This is a genomic window from Candidatus Cloacimonadota bacterium, assembly GCA_012522635.1.
Lineage (GTDB): Bacteria > Cloacimonadota > Cloacimonadia > Cloacimonadales > Cloacimonadaceae > Syntrophosphaera.
In genome coordinates, this window is record JAAYKA010000127.1 from 1 (window position 1) to 3,300 (window position 3,300).

Annotated in this window: 2 protein-coding genes; both read left to right on the forward strand. The window is 50.9% G+C overall.

Going from position 1 to position 3,300, the window contains the following annotated elements:
* Window positions 1-567: T9SS type A sorting domain-containing protein (locus GX135_06470; GenBank protein ID NLN85731.1), on the forward strand; the 567-nt coding region annotated here is incomplete at its 5' end.
* Between the two features lie 20 nt (window positions 568-587).
* On the forward strand, window positions 588-3,134 hold the full coding sequence (locus GX135_06475) for a transglutaminase domain-containing protein (GenBank protein ID NLN85732.1): 2,547 nt from the start codon (window positions 588-590) through the stop codon (window positions 3,132-3,134).
* The last annotated feature ends 166 nt before the right edge of the window (window positions 3,135-3,300 follow it).

Sequence of the window (3,300 nt, forward strand, 5' to 3'; positions counted from 1 at the left end):
CAGGTTTATAACTGGGGTTACAGTGACCCCGATAACCCTCAAGTTCATGTCTTGCAACCGGATGGAGATAGCGCGCAAACGCTTTTCACCAGCGAGAACCCCGCTCAGCCTCTGGGGATTTTGAATCAGACAAACACCTATACCACAATCGCTTCCAGCTTCGAGCTGTCCAAAGTTCAAGGCGGCACTCCTCATGACGAGCTTTACACCCTGCTCGCCATCATTTTGGATAAATTCGGTCTCATTTCATTCATCCCGGTGGAAGCTGAAGACGCTCAAATACCGGCGGCAGAACTGCGCGGACACGGGTTTCCAAATCCTTTCACTTCAGGCATATACATAGATATTGAACTCCCCAAAGCCGCCCAGGTAAAATTGGATATCTACAACCTGCGTGGGCAAAAAGTCCGCAGCCTGGCGCAAAGCGCTCTCCCCGCCGGAAACCAGCAATTCTTTTGGGATGGTCGTGATCAAAACCAGATTCCCAGCGCTCCCGGCATCTATTTCTGGCGTCTCAACGCCGCCGAAAACCGCCTGCAAGGCAAAATCTTAAAACTGTCCAATTAACTATAAACAAGGAGATTGGCATGCCGAACCTCAAAAAATTCGCCCTGTTATTTTTGCTTTGCGCGCTCACTTTTTTGAACGCGCTCCCCCCGGCTTTCACCGCCAAGGGTAATCCCAAACTTTATAAAGAACTGCACAGCTTGGCTTTGGATAATCTGAAAAAGCTGGATAAAAGCCATAAAACCCAATACCGCCGCATGTTGAAACAGCAGGATGACATTTTGATGGCGTATCTGCTTGCCTACGAAAGCGATGGCGCTCTGCAAATTGCCAATCCAGACGACGTGATGAGCAACTACCTGCAGATTCGCTCGCTTTTGAACACCTATGGCACCAGCTTGGAACCGGAATTTTATCTCTCCTATGTGGCACATCAAACAGTGACCGAAGAAAGGATTGAACCCTACCGGGATGCACTGTTGAAAGACGGACTGCAGGAGATTTTGGATGGCAGCGAAGACGAGATGGAAATTTATCGCAAACTTTGTCAATGGTGCGTGGGACGCCTACAGTTTCAGCCCACCTCCGGACGCGACCAAAGCCCCATGGACATTGTGTTCAAAAGCCAATATGGCCGCTGTGAGGAAATGCAAATCCTCTTTGTGGCAGCCGCCCGCACCGTTGGACTGCCAGCGCGACCTGCCAGCACACCCTGGTGGCCACATCAGGACAACAATCACGCCTGGGCTGAAGTTTGGCTGGACGGCGCCTGGCACTACACCGGAGACATGGATGCCGCCTATCATCCCGATCAGACCTGGTTTAGCGGCATGATAGACAAAACCGTTCTCATCCTGGCAAACGGTTCCCTGCCCGCTGAAAACGACGAAGTTTTGCGCTCCGGGCGCTATGATTGCACCATCAATTCCATCCGCAACTATGCCGGTGAGCGCACCCGCAACCTGAAGATCCAAACCCTTGATGCAGAAGGAAATCCGCTGGCGGACACCTACGTGGGAATTTTGGTTTACAACTGGGGCACACTGCGTCCGCTAATCTATGTAAAGACCGATTCCGCTGGCAAATACACGCTCAGCGTGGGACGGGGCGCGTTCTATGTTTCCGCTTTCAAAGATGGAAAAAGCGCGCTGGAACTGGTTCCCTCCTCGGAAGATGAGGATATTTATTGTCAGCTCAGCCTCAGCGAAAATCCGCTGGCAGACCGCGACGACATGCTCTTTTATCCATCCAATCCCTTTGAATGGAAACAGGCGCCAGCCCCCTGGGATGAGGGCGTGAAGGTGCAAAAGGACTATTGGGCTGCGATTGACCGTTCCTATGCAGACCGTTTCGGCTTTGGCGCCGCTCCCAAACAGGAAAGATTCATCATCGCCGCGCGTGGAAACCACTCTCAGGCGCAGGAATTTCTGCGTCGCCACCCTAACGCGGATGAAAGCTTTCTCAGCGACGTGGTAAACGATGAGAAATTTGACTCCAAATTCCTCTGGCAGGCAAATGCGGATCAGATTGAAGCCCTGTATTTTGAATGGCTTAAATACAATGATGAGGATGAGGAAGAATTTTGGGATTATTTTTACTCAGATATTCGCACCATCATCGACCCCAGTGTTTTTTATGAAGAACTGCCCCAGGTGAACAATTTCCAAAACGGAAAGCCAAGCATCTATCCACCAGTGTTTTATCAAAAAGGTAAAACTGCAATGGAACGCCTGGACAAGGCAGCCCGCTGGATGAAAAAGAACTATAAGATCAATGCAGCCAAAGCCTTGGACGGACTCCTGCCCCTGGATATCGCCGTGCGGCAAAAATATCTGAGCCCCGTGCAGTATAGAATGATGGCGACAAACCTGGCACGAGCGAATGCCATACCGGCTGGTTTTTCCAGACGCCCCAACCTGCTCAATGTGCGTTTTGACGACGATTATTATGGATATTATGACCTGATGAAATGCGCTCCGGAAGTGGATCCGGAAGACAAGCAGGCGTTTTGCACACTGCGGGTTCTCACTTCAGACGAGAACGGTGCGCCGCTGAGCCTTTCCTACCTCATGGATCTGGAATTGATCGTCTTTCAGGACGGAGCTTTCTATTGGCCGGAAGGTGATCCAATGCAGGATGAAGGAAACGGAGTTTACACTTTCCGAGCACCCAAAGGTGAATATTATCTCCAGGCGGGATACCGGGTTTCAGACAGTCAAACCGCTTTCCAGATGAGGCGGGTGGATCTTTCCGAGGCGGATAGTCTGCAGGTGGAAATTGTTTTGCGTGAATATCCCCGTGGCTGGAGCGATGGTGTTTACTATGAACTTCCTGAACTTTTGGATGATTTGGATATCGAAGGTTACAGCATTTTTCTGATTGGAAATCACGACCAGGAAAACAGCGTGCGCCTGGCAGAAAAACTGCGCTCCCTGGGCAAGAAATTCCTCTGGGTAGGACACGAGCCGGCAGCGCAATCGATTGCGAATTATGTTGTTAGCCCCACCTGGAAAGAATGGGTGAAAGAAGACCAGCGTAATCGCGTCCGCACCATCACCCTGATTCGGTGGGAAGATGGGAAATGGATTGGCAGCTATGAAGGACTTTGGGATAAACTGCCGGATTAAAGCCTGAGACCAGAAACAGAGCCGTAAAACAGTCCACCCTTTGTCCGCTCTTTGTTCCGGCTCATGTGTGCCACCAGAGTTACTCGTGAGTAACCCGTAAAAGAATCGGGGGCATCTGGAGGCATGTGGCTGTGACTATCGAGCCAGAATAAAGGGTGAGCCAAGC